The following is a 17,202-nucleotide window of genomic DNA, read 5'->3' as shown; positions in this document are numbered from 1 at the left end:
CGCTTTTTTCTGCGCTCCTGAGAATCGATTGTAAATTATTTGAAAATTATAACTTGACAGTCTTTTGTGCTGCGTATACATTTGTATACATAAAGTTAAATGTATACGAATGTATACGTCGATTAAAGGAGGCATAGACATATGCGTAACGGGCAAGGACACCGAGGCAGGCATCCCTTCAAGGAGGAGTGCAAGAATCGGGACGGTGGCAAGGCGCAAACGTTCCGGCGCGGCAGGGCGCTTGCTTTCCTGGAAAAGCTTACGATTACCCGCGCAACGCTGCAACGCCAGCTGAATGATCCGGCTTTCGAAGCGATTAAACCGGTAATCAGCGGAGAACTGAAGGCGACGGAAGCCATTATGGAAGAGTTTATTCACGTATTTCAGCTGCACGAGCTGCCCGAGGAGGATATTCCTTCCGAAGAAGCCGCGGCTGGGGGAGAGAGCAGCTCCGAATCCGCTAATGGAAGTGATGAGTCTTGAAGTCAGAAGGCGTTTTAAAACCGTATTTCAAGCAGACCTGGCCTATTTATCTCGGATCGTTTACCCTTCATGCGGCAGCCAGTATCGTATTCGCTTATTTTCCGAAGGTGCTTGGGGACTTTACGGATAAGCTGAAGGGGGGAGCGCTTGGCTCCCAGGATGTTGTGCATTACAGCCTGATGCTCGTTCTGATTGGAGCGGGATATGCCCTGCTGGGAGGATACGGTCAATACCTTGTCATGTACGTCGGACGGTTGTTCGAGTACATGACCCGTCGTCGTCTATTTACTCATTTTTCCGGTCTTAGCGAGCACTACTATTCGAAGAACGGCGTCGGCAAGATGCTCAACTACTTCATGAACGACGTAACCGGCGTCCGCGAATCCATCTCCATGGGCATCAACCAGACGGCTATGGCTTCCATGCTGCTCGTCTCCTGCATAGGAGCCATGATTCTTAGCGATATCCCGCTCTATCTCATTGCAGCTTCCGTAGGACCGCTCCTCTTCATTCCTTGGATCGTCATCAAGTTTGGTCCCGTTATCCGTCAGCGTTCCCGCAAAGTGCAGGAGGCGCTTGGCACGATGACGGAATCGGCGGAGGAGCAGTTTGGCGGTATCCGCGTGACGAAGAAGTTTGCAGTGGAACCTATTATGATTAAGCGGTTTGGCGCCAAGGTCGACCAGATTAAGACCAACCAGCTGTCGCTGGTGCGGATCAGCTCGCTGTTCCAGGCAACGGTGCCTTTCCTTGGCAACCTGTCACTCATTGTGTCCTTGGCCTACGGCGGTTATTTAACGATACAAGGGGATATTTCGCTTGGCAATTTCGTTGCGCTAACGCTGTACGTACGGATGCTGATGAACCCTCTGCAGCAAATTGGCAACGTTATCAATACGGTTCAGCGGTCGCGTGCATCCTTGCAGCGGCTTAACGAATTAATCGCGGTTCAGCCGGATATTGTGGAGACCGATCATGCGACAACGATTGATCTCTCGGCAACTCCGATTCGAATGAAGGATTTGACGTTTGCTTATCCCGGTGCTTCCCAGCCTTCGCTCCAGCATATTGATCTGGTTATTCAGCCTGGAATGACGCTTGGCATCGTAGGGCGTACGGGCAGCGGCAAAACCACGCTAGTCAAGCAGCTGCTCCGGGTATACGATCCGCCAGCCGGCGCCATCCATATCGGATCCGCGGACATACGGGAGGTTACGCTTGAGAGCCTGCGCACGCAGATTGCATACGTCCCGCAGGACGGCTTCCTGTTCAGCACAACGATTGGCGAGAACATTGCCTTTGCGAGACGGCAGGCGGGGCAAGGCGAGATTCACGCGGCTGCCAAGCAGGCACGGATTTATGACAATATTGCCGAGTTCCCGGAAGGCTTCGAGACGAAGCTGGGAGAGAGGGGCGTTACGTTATCCGGCGGGCAGCGTCAGCGAACAAGTCTGGCGCGCGGCTTTATCATGCAGGCGCCTCTTATGGTCCTGGATGACAGCGTCAGCGCGGTTGACGCGGTGACCGAATCCGAGATTGTGCACACGATACAGCACGAGCGTCAAGGGAAAACAACCATTATTATCGCGCACCGGCTCAGCGCTTTAAAGCATGCGGATCTCATCATCGTATTGGATGAAGGGAAGATCGTTCAGCGGGGCAGGCATGAGGAGCTGCTTGCGGAACCTGGACCTTATGCCGAGCTCCATGCGATTCAAGAGGAGGGAAGCCAATATGCCGACAGCCGTTAATAACTGGCAGATGGACCAGAAGGCCGGCAATGGCAATGGCAAGCAGCCTAAGCCGCAATACAAGTCCGCTTTTCGCATACTGAGATCTTATATTAGCCCGCACCGGAAGACGTTTACGTTGGTAGCCATCTGTACGATTATTGCGATTGCCTCCGAGCTGTTCCAGCCTTATTTGGTAAAAATCGCGATCGACGATAACCTGATGGTCGGCAAGAACGATTACGGCAGCTTGATTGTGATCTGTGCGATCTATCTTGGCTTATCCCTTTCAAGCTTGTTGTTTACTTATTTGCAAAATAACCTGCTGCAGGATGCCGGCCAAAGCATCGTAGCCCGAATCCGGAAACAACTGTTTGAGCATATTACCAAGCTCTCGATGTCCTACTTCGATAAAACTTCAAGCGGCAGTCTCATTACGCATGTATCCAGCGATACGGAGGCGGTTAACCAATTTTTTAACCAGGTTTTGCTGACCCTGCTGAGGGATGGCCTAACGCTGGTTTCTATTCTGGTTATGATGTTTTATCTGGATACGACGCTAGGGCTGTACTGTCTGCTTCTGCTGCCGATTATTGCGCTTATCGCCATTGGTTTCCGGTCCTTCATGCGAACGACTTATCAGATGGCGCGGACGCGCTTGTCCCGTCTTGTGGCGTTTGTGGCGGAGAATCTGGCGGGCATGAGCTTGATTCAAGTCTTCCATCAGCAAAAGGCGCAAGGCGAATTGTACAAGGAGCGGAACGAGGATTATTTCAAGGCTAATGTCCGCGAGATCCGTACGGCGGTTACTTTTAACCGAACCTTTGATCTGCTTGGGAATCTGACCATTGCTTTTGTTGTCTGGACCGGAGGGAAGGCGGTGCTTGGGCATACGATGGAATTTGGCGTATTGTACGCCTTTATCACGTACATCCGGCAGTTCTTCCAGCCGATTAACGCCATTACCCAGCAGTGGAATACGCTGCAGTCGGCTACGGTAGCGGTTAACCGGATTTGGGGCGTTCTCGATGTCGAGCCCGAAATCAAAGACGAGGCCAGACCTGTGAAAATAAACCATGACGCCGTAAAGGGTCGTGTTGATTATAACCGTATCTCGTTCAGCTATGGGAACGGCACTCCCATCTTCCGCGGACTTGATCTCCATATCCGTCCAGGCGAGATGGTCGGTATTGTCGGGACGACCGGCGCGGGCAAGAGCTCGCTGATGAGTCTGTTATGCCGGTTCTATGACGTGAACGAAGGCAGCGTCCAAATTGACGGGAATGATGTCCGGCATATCCCGCAGGCGGAGCTTCACCGGATTGTAGGTCTGGTACAGCAGGAGCCTTATCTGTACGCGGGAAGCATTATCGACAACGTCCGGATGTTTGACGAGTCGATCTCCCGGGAAGACGTTATCCGAGCCTGCGAATTTGTCGGAGCGGATCAGCTGATTAACCGAATGGCGGACGGCTACGAGACGAAGCTGTCCGAACGCGGCAGCGGATTGTCCGCCGGCGAGCGGCAGCTGATCTCTTTTGCCCGGATTATCGTGTTCCGTCCAAAGATTCTGATTCTCGACGAAGCGACGGCGAACCTCGATTCCCAGACGGAGCAGCTCATTCAACGCGCGCTGCAGGTCGTGTCCGAAGGACGGACGACGATCGTGATCGCCCATCGCTTGTCCACCATTATGCACGCGGACCGGATTATCGTGCTTAGTCACGGAACGATCGTCGAATCGGGAACGCATGCCGAGCTGATTGAGCGGCAAGGCGTGTACGAGGAGTTGTACCGCCACTCGCAAGGCGAGGCGGCGGCAGCCTTGGGAGAAACCTCGCCGGAAGCGCAGACGATACCTTAACCCCGCGAAAGTAAAAAAGCTGAAGCCTCTTAGGAAGAGGGCTTCAGCTTTTTTTGCGGGCTAGAACCGAAGGTGGCTTACGTTGAGCTGCTACAGTAAAAAGGGCTGTATTAGATGTGCGTATACGTGGTCGCGCTGCCGTATGATAAATCAAAGAAACTGTATGTGATCTTGGCGCTTGCCTTCTGCATGGTAACGGGGATGGTGCTTAGCATGTCGCTCTATGGACTGATCAGTTCTTCTTTGGCGGACAGCTTGGGAGAAGGATCGTTAATCAAGCATTATTTCACGATTGTCCTTCATAATTACATGCTCGCCTTTCCGCTCCAATTGATTGTGATGGGACCGCTGGTACGTTTCTTGTTCGGCAAATATGTTGCGAGAAATCCAGTGAAACTGGCCGCTTAATAGACACGCCGTGAGTATCCGCTTGGGTACATCACGGTGTTTTTTTGTAACCTATTAGAAATTTATGGTAGAGTAGTATGAGAGGTGGAATGGATGAACCGTTACAAAGAATCTATCAACGAGCTCAACGAATGGGAGCTTCGAGCAACGGTTGTCGCGATAGGGAGGGTGAAGCGGAATGCCGGGTTCGCTGAAGGAATGGAATGAAGAGTTAGAGGAACGAAGGGAAAAGGCCTCCGAGAAAGAGTATTTGGATCGCAGGCATGAACAATTGCAGCGGTTGCTTCGGAACGCAGCCAATCAAATCGTGATTTTAACAGCCGATTTCAATAGAGAACAAGAGGACGTTAACAAGCTCGAGCGGAAATCCTGGACTAATTTAATAACCAGTATACTGGGGAACAAGGAAGAACGGCTGAAGAAGGAGAAGCAGGAAGCGCTCGCTGCTGCTCTTAAGCTGCAGGAGGCCCACACGGCTAGCGAAAAGCTGGAGCAGGAGAGGGATGAGGTGGCGGCAAAGCTGGCTGCGGTGCAAGATGCTGCTGACCTTTATAACCAAACGCTTCTGCAAAAGGAGCAATATATGCGCGGATCCGTTACGGAGGCCTCTTCCGAGCTATCCAAGCTGGATGAGCAATTGTTCCGGGAGCAGGCGGAAGCGAGGGAGCTGCGCGAAGCGGCGGCTGCCTGCAGAAAATTGGTTGATGCGTTAAGCAACGCAAGCGAGAAGCTTGATTCTGCGAAAGACTGGGGAACGCATGATATGTTTGGCGGAGGATTAATCAGCACCTCCATCAAGCATTCCCGAATAGATGATGCTCAGGATTATATTCATGAAGCCCAGTACCATCTTCGTCAGCTTCAGATGGAGCTGAAAGATCTGAAACGTACGGCAGATCTATCCGTTGGAATTGGGGCAATGGACAAGTTCGCCGACTTTTTCTTTGATAGTTTCATTACGGATTGGGTGGTTCAAGGTCAAATCAAATCTTCCATCAGCGAAGTAGAGTCCCAGCTATCGGAAGCGACAGGGCTGCTTGTAAGCTTGGATAATGAAGTGAGAGCATCCGAAGGCAGGCAGCAATCGATAAGGCAGCGGAGAGCCGCATATATTGAGCTTTATTCTTAAAAAAGGATCGTTAATCCAGAGTTCCGGACGACAAGTGCCGGAGCTCTTTTTTTCATGCCATGTTGCGCCATTAATTGAAGCGATTTTCGGAAGTCATTTAAACAGAGTGTTATGTCGTAATCTTGTAGTCGAATCTTCCGATTTTCATTGAATAAAGGCGGAGGCAGATAAATATCTATGAATTATAACCGCATGGAAGCGCTTAACCAAGGGTGGTTGACTAATAGGGAGGGATTACGATGGCTCGCGGTAAAAGATTCTGGTCCATTTCCACATCGCTTGTTCTGTGTTCGACTTTGCTGTTTGCTTGTTCGAATAACGCGAACAACACAAACACGCCAAGCAGCAGTCCAAGTACTTCGGCTGACACAGGCGCAAAAGAGACGAATGCCGGTCCAACAAACGACGGGGGCACAACGGGGAATACGGAGAAAAAGGTCATTACGATTACTTATCGCGATGACGGCATTGGCGAGCAAGGCGTCATGTACAAATGGATTCAAGAGCTTGCTGCGAATTTCCCTGACAAAAGCATAGAGATTAAGGCAACTCCAATCCAGGCGTCCGAAGGAGACTATTTCGCCAAAATTGCTCTTGCGCTCAAGTCGAAGGATACCGCGCCGGATATCGTAACGGAGGATACGTTCATTCTGAACTCCGACGCTAGCGCGGGATATCTGACGCCTCTGGACGATAAAGTAAGCGCATGGGAGGACTGGACGAACGGCTCCTTCATCGAAGCGCTGAAAAAAGGCGTTACCGCAAGCGACGGCAAGGTGTACGGCGTTCCTTACAATACGGATTCCAGGGGTCTCTGGTATAACAAAGAGCTCTTCAAAAAAGCGGGATTGCCGGAAGAGTGGACGCCAAAGAACTGGGATGAAGTGCTTGATGCAGCCAGAACCATCAAGAGCAAGCTGCCTGACGTCGTGCCAATCTGGATGAACATGGGCAAGGCAACCGGCGAAGCGACCTCCATGCAGACTTACGAAATGCTTCTCTACGGCACAGGCGAGAGACTGTACGATAACGCTACCGGCAAATGGATTACGAAGAGCCAAGGCATTAACGATGCGCTCACGTTTATTCAAACGATAAACAAAGAAAAGCTTGGACCGCCGCTCTCGAAGGTTCTGAACGGTCAAGCGGGCAATACGGCTACCCGTGAATATTTGCCGCAAGGGAAGCTTGCGATCTCGCTCGACGGCTCCTGGATTACCGGCAACTATCTGGACGGCGGCGCCGCTCCATGGCCGGAGTACAAGGATGTCCTCGGCTTTGCGCCAATGCCAACTAGCAAAGGTCAGGCACCTGGCTCCATTACGCTCGCTGGAGGCTGGGCATTGTCGATTCCTGCGAACGCACAGCATAAAGACGAAGCGTGGGATGTAATCAAATTCGCCTTGAACAAAGAAAATTCGAAAAAGCTGGTTATCGCATCGGGTAATATTACCGTTCGCGCGGACGTGGGCTCGGATCCGGAATATACTCAAATGCCGTTTAACCAAATCGCAACCGACTATCTGAAAAATGCGGAGTTCCGCCCGGCGCAGGATAAATATCCGGAAGTGTCGACGCAAATTCAGACGATGGTCGAATCCGTTGCCTCCGGCACGTCGCCGAAGGATGCAGCGAACAAATACGCGCAGGATGTGACGCGTATCGTCGGCGCGGATAAGACGGTAGAAAAATAATAGAAAACGGCTTGCTCAAGCACTTCCTCAGAGACGCGGCTGCTTGAGCAAGTCTTCTTTTCTGAAGGCGGAGGAGGTAGACGAGAATGAGCAGTATAGCCTTAAATGGCGTGGCGAAGCGAAAGCGGACATGGACGTGGCTGTATTTTTTGCTGCCCTCCGTGGCCATTATGCTTGTGTTTTTTATTTATCCGATTCTGCTGACCGTATTCTATTCCTTCACCAACCTGGCGCTTACCGGTGAAGCGGCCAAGAATCTGACTTTTGTCGGCTTGGATAACTATTCGCGCATGTTCGAGGATCCTACGGTTCGGACGAGTATATGGAATACGCTCGTATTCCTGATTGGTTCGGCTGTTATTGGCCAGCAGGTCTTGGGTTTCCTGATTGCGCTATTGATGAAAAACAAAAACAAATGGTTCCGGAGAATTATTGGCACCATCGTATTGGCAGGCTGGGTTACGCCTGAAATCGTGTGCGCGTTATGCTTGTACAGCTTTTTCGCCGATGAAGGAACGCTTAACGCGATTCTGACCTCATTCGGCTTCACCGAGGTCACCTGGCTGTACACGGTACCGATGATTACGATCATTCTGGCTAATATTTGGCATGGTACAGCGTTTTCCATGCTTGTATTCCAAGCTGCGCTGGATGATGTGCCTAGCGAAATTGAAGAGGCTGCTATAGTGGACGGCGCTTCGAAATGGCAGGTACTGACAAGAGTAACCATCCCGTATATCAAGGACTCGATCACAACCAACGCAATGCTCGTTACGCTGCAGACATTAGGCGTGTTTGGCCTCATCTACGCGATGACGGGCGGGGGGCCGGGAACGTCAACAACCACGCTGCCGATCTTTATGTACAATCAGGCATTCGTCAATTACCAGCTTGGTTACGGCACGGCCATTTCCTTATTGCTGCTGTTTATCGGCATTATTCTAAGCTTGTTCTATATCCGCTCAATGAAAGAGTAAACGGACAAGGAGAACAATTGTATGAGTGCAAAACAACGCAAATGGATCTATCAGTTGCTGCCCTATACCATATTAACGGTCATTGGGATTTGCTTTCTGCTGCCGCTCCTATGGGTGCTTGTAGCATCCGTTGATACAAACGCGCTGCAGTCGCTTAAGACGCCTACCCATCTGACGGGGAACAATTATGTGGATGTCCTCACGAACAAAGAAAATCAGCGCGCCTATCTTATCGGCCTCTTGATGTCCGGCTGCCAAGCTGTATTGGTCGTTATCCTCGGACTTCTGGCGGCTTATCCGTTGTCGCGTTATCAACTTAGATACAAGAAGCCATTTATGCTGACGATTCTGTTCATGACTTCCTTGCCGATTACCGCCGTGATGGTACCGGTGTATCAGCTGTTTCTTACCTTGAAGCTGTACAACAATATTTTTGGCGTCATCCTTTTCTTCGTCGCTTCGGCGATGCCTTACGGTATATGGATGCTCAAAAACTTCATGGATTCCGTGCCCTCGGAGCTTGAAGAAGCGGCATGGATCGATGGAGCTTCCGTGTTTGTCGGCATAAGGAAGGTAGTTGCCCCGCTAATGATCCCCGGCATCTGCACGGTTGCGATCTTCACCTTCTCCGGCAGCTGGGGCAATTTCTTCGTGCCGTATATCCTGCTCCAATCGCCGGAGAAATTCCCGGCATCTCTCAAGATCTATCAGTTCTTTGGGCAGTACGGCATGGCTGATTACGGAAAATTGGCCGCATTCTCGGTTATGTACGCCATCCCGTCCGTCGTACTGTATATTTTATCCCAGCGCTTTATGTCCAAAGGCTTCAGCATGCAGGGCGGAATGAAGGGGTAGTCTTACGCTGGATGAAGTAATTGAGTTGATGAAAAAGGTATATTAAATACGATGATAAAGGCGGTGCGAGACTTTGTTCGCGCCGCCGTTTTTTAATCAGCCGTATACATACCATACTCTTACGGATGCTTTAAACGTTAAGGTTCCGGGTTCAATGGTGGTGCCGACATCGCCGGCGGGTACGGAAGCGGCTTTGAACATGACCGGCTCGAATCGGTTTCCCGGCGACTCCATAACCTTGCAAGGAACAGAAGAGAGGGAGACGCCAAGTGTAGCGGCAATCGCAAGCGCCTTCGCCTCGGCATCGCGAACGGCCAGCGTTAATGCCTTTCGCCGGGCTTCGTCCGCATGAGAGGATTGGAACGTTACGTCGGATACCATATTGGCTCCTTGAGCAACTGCCGCATCAATGACGCGCCCCGCATCCTTCGCCCCGTCAATGGTAATCCGCAGCAGATGTACCGCTCTATATCCCCGAAAAACTTGCTTTCCGTCGACAAAATCATATTGCGGTTCTATCGAGTATTGCGCAGTGGAGATGCTCTCCCGCGGCACGCCGAGGGCAAGCACTGCATTTATAATGGCCTCTATCGATTTGGCCTGATCGGTCTGGAGCGTTCCCAGGCTTTCGCTTTCTCCCGAAACCCCAAGAGTGACGACGGTTTCGTCCGGTACGGCTGTTGCCACCCCTTCTCCCATAACCTCGATTGTAAAATCACAGCAGGTCTGTGCTTGTTCCTTCATGACCCAACGACCTCCATCTCTAAGCAATCTCTAATACAATATAGACGTTTATCCATAGGGAGATGTTTCGGATTTTTAATCGTACTGAGCTAATAAAGCACGATCGCGTTTAGAGTGATCGTGTTTTTTATGTTTTAGGAGTAAATATTATGCTTCCAAAAAATTGAAACGTCGTTTTGCGATCGTCGTATACAATGAACATCCAACTGAAAGGGGCAAGTAAACAGATGCGGGTAGTTCTGTTTGTAAAAGATTCTGGGCAGGGCATAAAACAAATGGATGACCGGGAGTGGGATGCCTCCATGATCGCAGCGCTCGAACATGTCAATTATTTGACCGTTCATGGCGAGGAGTATCAGACGCTTGAAGGGAAGCTTAACCTGGACGCCGCGCAGCTCGAGCTCCTGGTTGTAAAGATGAATCATAAATAGACGGAAAGAGGGGATTTGATATGCAGGAAGATAATAAAAAGGATTCGTTAAAGTCCGTCAAAGAAGGGATTCCTCTTAAGGTTCTAACCACATCGCTCGGTATCGCTTTGCTGGCTAATCTGGCAGCCGTACCGGCTCATGCGGGAACAACAACCCCGGCCGAATCTCCTACTTCAACCCCTGCGGTATCCAGTACCACAACGGGTCCCAAGCTGGTTGAATGGTCAAGCGAAGCCGTCAAGCGTTACTATGACCCTGCCGTTGACTGGAATCTGCCGCTGCCATCGGATAAAGAGCTGGACAAAGAAGCGGTGCAAGAGAGTCCTCAAGTAACGGCCGGCGGCGGTTCCGGCGGGAGTACAACGATTGTTCATCAATCGTCCGGTTTTGGCTGGGACGACCTGATGCTTTATCATCTGCTGTTCAACAATGGCAGTTCGTATTCTTCGCAAACCTGGGCATCCTCCCATCGTTCCTACTATTACGGCAGCACCCGCCCTTATGAGCCCAAAAGCTATTCCAACGGAAAATTCCAGAACAAGCCGGTTGTAGGTTCAACGGTATCGCCGCCTAAGACCTCCAATTCCACCGGTTCGGTTACCCGCCGTTCGACCTCGTCTTCGCCTGGAGGCATCGGAGGCAAATCCAGCGGATTCAGCTCCTCTTCAAGCTCCTCCAGCTCTCATTCCAGCTCTATTTCTACGGGAGGTTTTGGAGGATGACGATTACAACGGAGGTATTCACGGTAATTGGAGAGCCGGATACAGACCGGGCCCGTAAGGTTGAGATTCTGAAGGAAATGGGATTTACCTGGGCGGATCTCGAGTCGGAGACCTACTGGATTGATCAGGCGGTTGGAATGGACCGTTCGATTTACGAAGAGCTTGAACAAGCCTCAAGGGAGCTATGGCTGATTCTGGACAAAACCGCGCGATACATACACGGCAAACATGACTTATACCAGCTGATCGGCATCCCGGCTGTATTATGGGATTTGATAGATCTGTTGCCTATACCGGAAAAGGGAGTTATGAGCAGATACGCTAGATTTGATTATGCCATTTCGCCTGACGGAAGCATCAAGATGCTAGAGTTAAACGCGGATACGCCTACCGGTTACGTAGAAGCGTCTATCGCAACGCCGTGGTTGTGCGAGCTGGCCGGGATCCGAAGCGTTAACGGTAAAATGAAGCAGTTAGTCGCATCCGCCTGGGGGATTGAGAAGCCGGATACTGTTGCTTGCGTCGCTTACGGCTCGCATTTGGAGGATTCCGGGACAATAGAAGCCTTAGCTAAGCATAGCGGTCTAAACGTCCAACTGGAGGATTGCTTAAACCTGTGGGTGGATGACGGTATTTTAAAAAACGGGCAAGGAAAACCGATCCATAGAATGTTTGCTCTCTATCCGAAGGAATGGATGGCGCATGACGACGGGGGAGAAGCGTTGGCTTATGCGATAGAGAAAGGTTACTTGCACCTGTTCAATTCCGTTCATAGCATTCTGCTTCAATCGAAAGGTCTGCAAGCCGCGGCATGGGGATTATATGAGCTTGATGTTCTATTTGATAAACATGAACGCGAAATGATCGAGCGGTATATGCTGCCGACATACAACAAGCCGGTATTTGACGGGGATTTCGTATCCAAATCGATGTTTGGACGCGAAGGCGGTTCGGTCAAGATGTTCGATCGGTCGGGCGAGCTAGAGATGGAGGATCAAGAAGCGTTTGATACAAGCGAGTTATTTCCTGTTGTGTATCAAAAAAGAACCCAGCTGTCCCGTATCCGCACCGCGGCCGGAGAGCTGCACCTCTTGGTTGGCATGTTTATGATTAACGGAGAGACGGCCGGTCTTCTTGGGCGCGCCGGGGGACCTATTACCGGCAATTCAAGTCATTTTATCCCGATTGGAGTGTTGGAACCCGATGAAGAAATTAACGATAATCGCTAGTGCATTGCTGTTTTGTTTCATCCTGAGCTCATGCACGAACAATTCGGATTACGTGTATGGCACCAGTAACTACACGTCTTCACAAGATACGGCCGTTGCTTCCGCAACTCCTGTTCATCCGGTAAGGAATGTGCCGTGGGATTACCGGGTCGTTGAAGAGGAGGTTGGCGATCTCGTCGGGAGCGATATGACGATCATTCCGGACAATACGCTCCTTCCTAATGACGGTAACTATGCAACGGGAGATAAGGTATGGATTCTTCAATACATGGATGCGATGTTAACAACGGACGATGATAGACGCAGCCAGATCAAGCTGTCCTCCTGGGACACGTTGAAATCATTTAAGGATGAGAAGAGCGCTCTGGCAGACCTGGGCAGCTTAAAGGAATCGATTCAAACGGAAGTTGACCTAATTGGTGTATACAAGACGGAAAATGCAGGTAAAACACGCGAGTTTGCCGTTCTCGCGCTGCCGTCCGGCAACGTCGTGAAACAGCCGATCAGCGACGAGAAATATGCGCAGCTCAAATCGAAATCCAAGGTTAAAGTAACGATTGAGCAGGTTCATTTGTACGATAACTATGATCAGGTGTATTCGAAATTCCGGGGGTGGGCGCAGTGACCGTTGTAATCAATCTTGTTGTTAGCGTTATCGTCATTATTATTTTGCAACTGGCCGGTATGCTGTTATTTAGCTTGATGACGCCGTTTAACGATCTGGAGGAATTAAAGAAAGGGAATATGGCCGTAGGACTCGCGTTTGGCGGGAAGTTTTTGTCCACGGCACTGATCGTTGGCGTTGCGGCTTATACGAATACGTCGATATGGAATATGATGTTGTGGTTCCTGGTGGGATACTTCATTCTCGTGGCGTCCTATTGGATCTTCGAGCTTGTAACGCCGGGTATCAGAATCTCCGAGCATCTGCAAAAGGGGAATATCGCCATTGGAGCGCTTCTGTGCTTCGTATTTATAGGAACAAGCTTTGCTGTCAGCAGCCTGATTATTTAGAAAAACAGGTAAGGGAGAAGGTCCCTTGCCTGTTTTTATTTATACCTATTATTTTGAATGGATTTCAGTTTCTCCAGTAAAAAGCTAATGAAGACAAGCGCAAATGGAAAATAATTCTGTAACTATTGGGATGCTGCGTTCGTTATAGATTCATGATCCTATGCAGGAGAGGCGGGAGTTAGGATGATAAAAATATGGCCGATGTTAGTATTGGTATTCACTATTATTATAGCAGGCTGTTCCTCTAATCATGACGTGGCCATCGGCGATAAATTGTTTATACCGGATGGATATGCCGAGAAGCTGCAGGAATTAAATTTAGCCGAGGTTGCCCCGCTTCCCTATTTCTCGAGTCCGTTTATTACGGTAGCTGAAGATAAAAGCGGGCAGCAATATGCGGTGATTTTTGATAGGTCGGGGGAAGTCAGGCAGGAGAAGCTGCCGGTAGTGTACGAAGAGATTATTGATTCGCTTCAGCGCAAGGGATATAAGATTAATCAAGCGTCTAATGAGATGAATCTTCATCTTTTTGAGATCAATCATAATCTTTATTGGAGCTACAGTGACGGTGAAGCTTCCGTTTATTTAGACGGGAAGGGGAACGAAACGGACCCTTTTAAGAAAGAGGAACAAAACTAACTCCTATGTAAATCCAAATACCATCTACACGCAGAATTGGCGTATAGATGGTATTTTCTTTTCTCGAGGTCACAATTTTTACCTTAGAAGTCACTGGCGTGGTAGTCCGGGATGGAAGGAGATTTCTACAATGGCTTATGGAGTCAGCCTACAGGGGAGGAGGAAGCGTTCGTTAACGGTTCAGACCCTAAACCATTGGAGGTATTCTTATGCCCAGAAAGACAAGAATCAGCAAGATGTTCATTTATGTACTCACCCTGGCTTTATTGGTTCTTCAGTTGCCTTACTCCGCGGTTGTATCCGCAGCATCCGCCACCTACGAAGCCGAGACGGCAGCCCGTTCCGGCGGTGTGGTTGTTGCGTCCGACCATACTGGCTATACCGGCTCCGGCTTTGTTGGAGGATATACGGATGCGAATAAAGGCAATGCGGCAACAGCCTTTGCAGTAAGTGTCAGTACCGCTGGCAGCTACACCGCAGCGTTAAGATATTCAAACGGAACAGGTTCGGCGAAAACATTAAGCTTGTACGTCAACGGCACGAAGCTGAAGCAAATTTCGCTGCCGGCTACGGCGGACTGGAATACCTGGTCTACTCAAACCGAGACCGTATCCTTGAATTCGGGCAGCAATACAATCGCTTATAAATTCGATACCGCAGACTCCGGCAATGTGAATTTGGACAATATCGTCGTCAGCGATACCTCAACTGGATCCGAAACGAACTTGGCACTGAACAAGCCGATTGCATCGAACAATAATTACTCCGGGTTCGCCGCAACCAATGCCGTGGACGGAAACGCCTCCACTTATTACGAAGGTGCAGCCAACTCGTATCCAAACACCCTTACAGTAGACCTCGGAAGCGCGCAAAGCGTAAACTCCGTTGTCCTCAAGCTTCCGGCTTCTTGGGGAACGAGAACACAGACTTTATCTATCGCGGCAAGCACCGATAATAATACCTTCAATACCGTTGCAGCTTCCAATACGTACACGTTTAAACCGTCTTCCGGCAATATGGTTGCGCTTTCTTTTACGCCAACGTCAGCCAGATACATCCGAGTAAACTTTACCGCGAACTCCGGTTCTACAGGCGGGCAGGTCTCTGAGCTTGAGGTATATGGAAGCGGAGGCGGGGGGGTCGTAACTCCGCCTGATTCTCCGGCCGGAACCTATGAAGCAGAGGCAGCCGTATTGTCCGGCGGTGCTTCCGTTGCAACGGATCACGCGGGTTACAGCGGATCCGGTTTTGTTGGAGGATTTATTGATTCCAATAAAGGAAATGCTTCGGCAACTTTTAATGTAAACGCGGCAGCTGCAGGCAGCTATACGGTTACGTTAAAATATGCAAACGGTTCGACGGCAGCGCAAACGCTTAGTCTCTATACGAACGGAACAAAAGCGTTGCAAACTTCCCTTCCGGCAACCGCAAACTGGGATACATGGAGTACAAAAGCCGATACGGTCACCTTGAATGCCGGCAACAATACCATTATGTACAAGTACGATACAACCGACACCGGCAATGTGAATATCGACAAAATCGATGTAGCGATTGTGGAAACGCCTCCGGTCACTCCTCCGCCAGCCGGAACTTATGGGGCAACAATGCCTTATGACACTTACGAAGCTGAGTTGGTGACGTATACGGGAACCGTTGCGGGGCCAAATACGACCTTTGGCAGCCTTGCATCGGAAGCTTCCGGCCGGAAGGCCGTGCAGCTTACGGCAGCTGGTCAATACGTGCAGTTTACATTAGCGAGAGCGGCAAAAGGCGTAACGATCCGTTACTCCATTCCGGATAACGCGGCGGGAACAGGCATCGATTCGGCCATCAGCATGTACATTGGAGGCACGTTGTTCAAAGATATCAATCTGACGTCCAAATACAGCTGGAACTACGGGGCTTGGGGAACCGAAGGCGGGGAGATCCGTTGGTCGAATAATCCAAACGCAGCGCCAACAACTCCGCATCATTTGTATGACGAAGTGTCGGTTGCGCTGAATCAGGAGTATCCGGCAGGTACGGTTATCAAGCTGCAGCGCAATGCATCAAACCTGAATTTCAGCTCAACGGCCAATGTCACAATCGACCTGATCGAAACGGAAGCGATTCCTGCTGCACTAACGATGCCGGCCGATTATGTATCCATCACCAGTTACGGTGCCGTAGCCAATGACGGTGCGGATGATACAACAGCAATCAATAACGCCATCAACGCGGTGAAAAATTCCGGCGGAACTTATAAAGGCGTATGGATACCGGCAGGTACATTTACCTTGAATAACGGGAATAAAGGTGCGGGTTATGACGGCAGCGGCACCAGGCTTTACCTCGACAGCGGCATCTCGATGAAAGGCGCGGGCATCTGGTATTCGACTTTGTCCGGCAACTATGCGGGGCTGTACCTTCGAGGCGGAAACGTTACGATCTCCGACTTCAAAATCAGCGCGAGCGATATCATCCGCGATGATTATAACGGCGTATCCGGCATAGAGGGCAACGGAACGAATTCTACTCTGACAAACCTGTGGATCGAGCATGCGAAGGTAGGCTTCTGGCTGACCAACCAGACGAATAACGCAACGATCTCGAATTCCCGAATTCGTGACGTCTGGGCGGACGGACTGAATCTTCATTACGGGACATCCAATACAACGGTAACGAATAACTCGATCCGCAACAGCGGTGACGATGGACTGGCAATGTGGTCGGATACTTATCTGGACACGAACAATACGTTCAGTTACAATACGGTTCAAATTCCTACTCTCGCGAACAACATTGCCATTTACGGCGGCAAGGACAACAAGGTGATCGGCAATCTGCTGACCGATACGGTGGTTAACGGTTCGGGGATTTCGTTTGGAACCAACTTTAATCCTCCATCGATGACTGGGACGCTGACTATACAAGATAACGTACTGATCCGGACGGGTTCCTATCATAAAGATTACGGCTATCAAATCGGCGCGATCTGGGCATATTGGCTGAATAATACGGGCAAAGCCCAAAACCTGACGGTTACCGTATCCGGCAATACGATTCAGGATAGCATCTACAGCGGTATTTTTATTGAAGAACCGGCTCCAGGCCTTTCGGTCACGTATTCTTCGAACACGATTACCAATGCAGGAACTTACGGGGTGTATATCCGGGGAACGGCAACCGGCAGCTCCGTCTTTAACAATAATACGGTGAACGGCGCGCCATCCGGCAAGTTTTCCAATACCTCAAGCAGCTTTACCGTAACCGGTTCAGGCAATAACTGGTGATTTATAAG

Annotated in this window: 16 protein-coding genes; 15 read left to right on the top strand and 1 reads right to left on the bottom strand. The window is 50.2% G+C overall.

Translation table 11 applies throughout. The annotated features are described in order from the left end of the window. Positions 1-141: 141 nt before the first annotated feature. The 8 genes from WFK81_RS10850 to WFK81_RS10815 all read left to right on the top strand — a co-directional run bounded on the left by WFK81_RS10850 (position 142) and on the right by WFK81_RS10815 (position 9,140). Positions 142-483 carry a hypothetical protein gene (locus WFK81_RS10850; protein WP_336786400.1) on the top strand — a complete coding sequence of 114 codons (342 nt, stop codon included), beginning with the start codon at positions 142-144 and terminating at the stop codon, positions 481-483. Then, on the top strand, positions 480-2,234 hold the full coding sequence (locus WFK81_RS10845; protein WP_336786399.1) for an ABC transporter ATP-binding protein: 1,755 nt from the start codon (positions 480-482) through the stop codon (positions 2,232-2,234). Before WFK81_RS10850 ends, WFK81_RS10845 begins: the two co-directional genes overlap by 4 nt. Beyond that, entirely contained in the window at positions 2,218-4,077 is a 1,860-nt protein-coding gene (locus tag WFK81_RS10840; RefSeq protein WP_336786398.1) for an ABC transporter ATP-binding protein, read from the top strand. The genes WFK81_RS10845 and WFK81_RS10840 overlap by 17 nt, the downstream gene beginning before the upstream one ends. 114 nt (positions 4,078-4,191) lie before the next feature. Then, positions 4,192-4,485 carry a hypothetical protein gene (locus tag WFK81_RS10835; RefSeq protein ID WP_336786397.1) on the top strand — a complete coding sequence of 98 codons (294 nt, stop codon included), beginning with the start codon at positions 4,192-4,194 and terminating at the stop codon, positions 4,483-4,485. 178 nt (positions 4,486-4,663) lie between these two features. Next, positions 4,664-5,614 (top strand): hypothetical protein, encoded by a 951-nt coding sequence (locus WFK81_RS10830; protein ID WP_336786396.1) that lies wholly within the window; start codon positions 4,664-4,666, stop codon positions 5,612-5,614. A 239-nt stretch (positions 5,615-5,853) separates the two neighbouring features. Beyond that, positions 5,854-7,308, top strand: coding sequence for an ABC transporter substrate-binding protein (locus WFK81_RS10825; protein WP_336786395.1), 1,455 nt, complete (start codon positions 5,854-5,856; stop codon positions 7,306-7,308). Positions 7,309-7,394: 86 nt separating this feature from the next. Beyond that, the gene (locus WFK81_RS10820) at positions 7,395-8,285 is read left to right on the top strand and encodes a carbohydrate ABC transporter permease (protein WP_336786394.1); all 891 of its coding nucleotides are present in this window, start codon (positions 7,395-7,397) and stop codon (positions 8,283-8,285) included. A gap of 21 nt (positions 8,286-8,306) precedes the next feature. After that, positions 8,307-9,140, top strand: coding sequence for a carbohydrate ABC transporter permease (locus WFK81_RS10815; protein ID WP_336786393.1), 834 nt, complete (start codon positions 8,307-8,309; stop codon positions 9,138-9,140). A gap of 96 nt (positions 9,141-9,236) precedes the next feature. On the opposite strand, the gene WFK81_RS10810 is transcribed toward WFK81_RS10815, so the two are convergent. After that, a complete protein-coding gene (locus WFK81_RS10810) occupies positions 9,237-9,884 on the bottom strand; it encodes an SIMPL domain-containing protein (RefSeq protein ID WP_336786392.1) in 648 nt (215 codons plus the stop codon). Between the two features lie 194 nt (positions 9,885-10,078). Between WFK81_RS10810 and WFK81_RS10805 the strand changes: the two genes are divergently transcribed. From WFK81_RS10805 to WFK81_RS10775, 7 genes are all read left to right on the top strand, one after another. Then, the gene (locus WFK81_RS10805) at positions 10,079-10,315 is read left to right on the top strand and encodes a hypothetical protein (RefSeq protein WP_336786391.1); all 237 of its coding nucleotides are present in this window, start codon (positions 10,079-10,081) and stop codon (positions 10,313-10,315) included. Between the two features lie 20 nt (positions 10,316-10,335). Next, positions 10,336-11,037, top strand: a complete 702-nt coding sequence (locus WFK81_RS10800) for a hypothetical protein (protein WP_336786390.1) — start codon at positions 10,336-10,338, stop codon at positions 11,035-11,037. After that, entirely contained in the window at positions 11,034-12,266 is a 1,233-nt protein-coding gene (locus WFK81_RS10795; protein ID WP_336786389.1) for a glutathionylspermidine synthase family protein, read from the top strand. Before WFK81_RS10800 ends, WFK81_RS10795 begins: the two co-directional genes overlap by 4 nt. Next, on the top strand, positions 12,241-12,891 hold the full coding sequence (locus WFK81_RS10790) for a signal peptide protein (RefSeq protein ID WP_336786388.1): 651 nt from the start codon (positions 12,241-12,243) through the stop codon (positions 12,889-12,891). The genes WFK81_RS10795 and WFK81_RS10790 overlap by 26 nt, the downstream gene beginning before the upstream one ends. Beyond that, entirely contained in the window at positions 12,888-13,280 is a 393-nt protein-coding gene (locus WFK81_RS10785; RefSeq protein WP_336786387.1) for a DUF350 domain-containing protein, read from the top strand. The genes WFK81_RS10790 and WFK81_RS10785 overlap by 4 nt, the downstream gene beginning before the upstream one ends. Positions 13,281-13,463: 183 nt before the next feature. Next, a complete protein-coding gene (locus WFK81_RS10780; RefSeq protein ID WP_336786386.1) occupies positions 13,464-13,919 on the top strand; it encodes a hypothetical protein in 456 nt (151 codons plus the stop codon). A gap of 209 nt (positions 13,920-14,128) precedes the next feature. Further along, complete coding sequence (locus tag WFK81_RS10775) at positions 14,129-17,194, top strand: discoidin domain-containing protein (protein WP_336786385.1); 3,066 nt, start codon at positions 14,129-14,131, stop codon at positions 17,192-17,194. The last annotated feature ends 8 nt before the right edge of the window (positions 17,195-17,202 follow it).

It is taken from the genome of Paenibacillus sp. MMO-177, assembly GCF_037147795.1.
Lineage (GTDB): Bacteria > Bacillota > Bacilli > Paenibacillales > Paenibacillaceae > Pristimantibacillus.
This window is presented reverse-complemented; position numbering and strand designations above follow the sequence as displayed.